General features: G+C 69.3%; 1 protein-coding gene. It reads right to left on the bottom strand.

Annotation, left to right across the window (positions count from 1 at the left end; all coding sequences use genetic code 11):
• Window positions 1–115: 115 nt before the first annotated feature.
• Window positions 116–2032, bottom strand: a complete 1917-nt coding sequence (locus tag ACIY1X_RS26165; protein WP_399686522.1) for an FAD-binding monooxygenase — start codon at window positions 2030–2032, stop codon at window positions 116–118.
• Window positions 2033–2210 lie beyond the last annotated feature (178 nt).

Below are 2210 nucleotides of genomic sequence, written 5' to 3' on the forward strand. Positions count from 1 at the left end.
CGGGATGGAAAAGCGATAGGTCATCACGGCGCGCGATTCTATCGGCGGCCGTCACCAAGACACATTTATTGACGACTGTCTCACGGACTGTTCCGCCGGATCCGCCGTCAACGCCTCATCGCATGAATCTACCGAAGAACTCCGCCAGAGCAGCATGCGCGTCCAGCGGCAGCACGTGAGCGACATACTGGTCGGGGCGGACCACCACCAGCGCACCGCGCTCCCGGTCGATGCCACGCAGCGCGAAGACGTCCTGGCCGCTCCTGCGGTCTGTGCAGAAGACCTTCTCGTAGTCGACCAGCCCGTGGCACCCCTTGCGCGGCCTGAGCAATGCCGGCATGGACTCGATCGCCAGTTCGTCGTGGCGCTGCTGGAAGACCGCCCGCAGATCGAACACCGCGTCGATATCCTGGTCATCCCGGGTGTATCGGCGCACCGGCGAATCGGCCGAGCCCTCGAGAAAGCCGCACAGGCCCCGCACGCCGGCCTGCCCGTCAGCAGGATCGTTCCGGCCCGCGAAGGCATACAGCCGCCAGCGCCCGTCGGCGCGGGCCACGTGCCCCAGGTGCAGCGGGCGGGCGTCCGTGATCCGCACCACCGGCGCCGAGTGAAAGCGGGTGCCGATCACGAAGCCGGCAGCCAGGTGCTGGTGCGCGTCGGGCCCGCGGACGATGGACGGGCCGTAGTGCGTTCCCACGCCCGCCGTGAAGCGCCCGTGCTGCTGGAAGTAGCGTTGGAACGCCTTCGGGTCGACGCCTTCCGACGCCTCCCCGGCGCCGGACCTGGGCCGGTCGCTGAACATCCTGGCCCACTCGCGGTCGAAGTCGATCAGTTGCCGGGCCACCACCTGGCGCTCGCTGGAATAGGTGTGCAGCAGCTGCGGCGCGCACTGCCCGCGCAGCACCGCGGCGAGCTTCCAGCCGAGGTTGAAGCTGTCCTGCATCGAGAAGTTCATGCCCTGGCCGGCCTTGGGGCTGTGCGTGTGGCACGCATCGCCGGCGATGAACACGCGCGGCAGCCGCCAATCCATCTCCTGCGCCGGCACGTCGTCGTACTTGTCGCAGATGCGCTGGCCGATCTCGTAGACCGACCACCAGGGCACGTCCTTCACCTCCAGCGTGTAGGGGTGCAGGATGCGCCGGGCCGCATCGACGAGCCGCTCCAGCGTGATGCCGCGGTGGGCCACCCGTTCGTCCTCGCCGAGCTTGTCCATCTCCACGTACAGGCGCACCAGGTAGCCGCCCTCGCGCGGGATGACCAGCAGGTTGCCGTGTTCGGACTGCACCGCCGACTTGAAGCGGATGTCGGGAAAGTCGGTCACGGCCAGGACGTCCATCACGCCCCAGGCCTGGTTGGCCGAGTCGCCCGCCAGCTGGCGGCCGATGCTGCGGCGCACCGTGCTGCGCGCGCCGTCGCAGCCGACGACGTAGCGCGCCCGAATCGTTTCCTCCTGGCCTGCATGGGCCGCATCCGTGCGCGCCAGGCGCACCGTGACGGGATGGTCCGCGGCAGCGGGGTCGACCGACACGTCCACCACGCTGCGCGCGTAGTAGGGCTCCAGCCGGGCAGGCGCGTTGCGCATGCACTCCAGGTAGAAGTCGTGCACGCGGGCCTGGTTGAGCACCACGTGGGGGAATTCCGACAGGCCGTCCTCGGTGTCCTGCACGCGGCCGTGGCGCACGATGCGCGCCGGCTGCGCCTCGTCGGGCTTCCAGAAGGTCACCTCGTTGATCCAGCACGCCTCCCGGAGCACGTGGTCGGCGAAGCCGAAGGCCTCGAACATCTCCATGGTGCGGCAGGCGATGCCGTCGGCCTGGCCCAGTTGCAGCGGGCCTTCCTTGGCCTCGACGATGCAGGTGGCGATGTCGGGGAAGGCGGCCAGCTGCGCGGCCAGCGTCAGGCCCGCCGGGCCGCAGCCCACGATCAGCACGTCCACCTGCGCGGGCACCGCGTCCGTATGCGGCAGTGCCTGTGCCGAGGCTTCGGCGACCCGCGGGTCGCCCGGCTTGAATCCGTTCAGATGAAATTGCATGGCTGTCGCCTTCGGGCCGGGGGTGCCCCGGCCGCTCGATCAGATGTGGAGAAAACCCGGATGAATCCCGCCTGCGGAGCCATTCGTCCCCGACCCTGCGCGCCCGTGGAATGACCGCGCCGCCAGCCTTGTATCTTTAAGCCTCGGACCGGCTCGGGTAGCCCGAGCGGCCTCTGGG

The sequence above is a fragment of the Xenophilus sp. genome (assembly GCF_044462705.1).
GTDB classification, from domain to species: Bacteria; Pseudomonadota; Gammaproteobacteria; order Burkholderiales; family Burkholderiaceae_C; genus Xenophilus; species Xenophilus azovorans.

Coding starts and splice junctions, on each gene's coding strand:
- ACIY1X_RS26165 (WP_399686522.1), bottom strand. CDS start 2,032: ATGCAATTTCATCTGAACGGATTCAAGCCGGGCGACCCGCGGGTCGCC.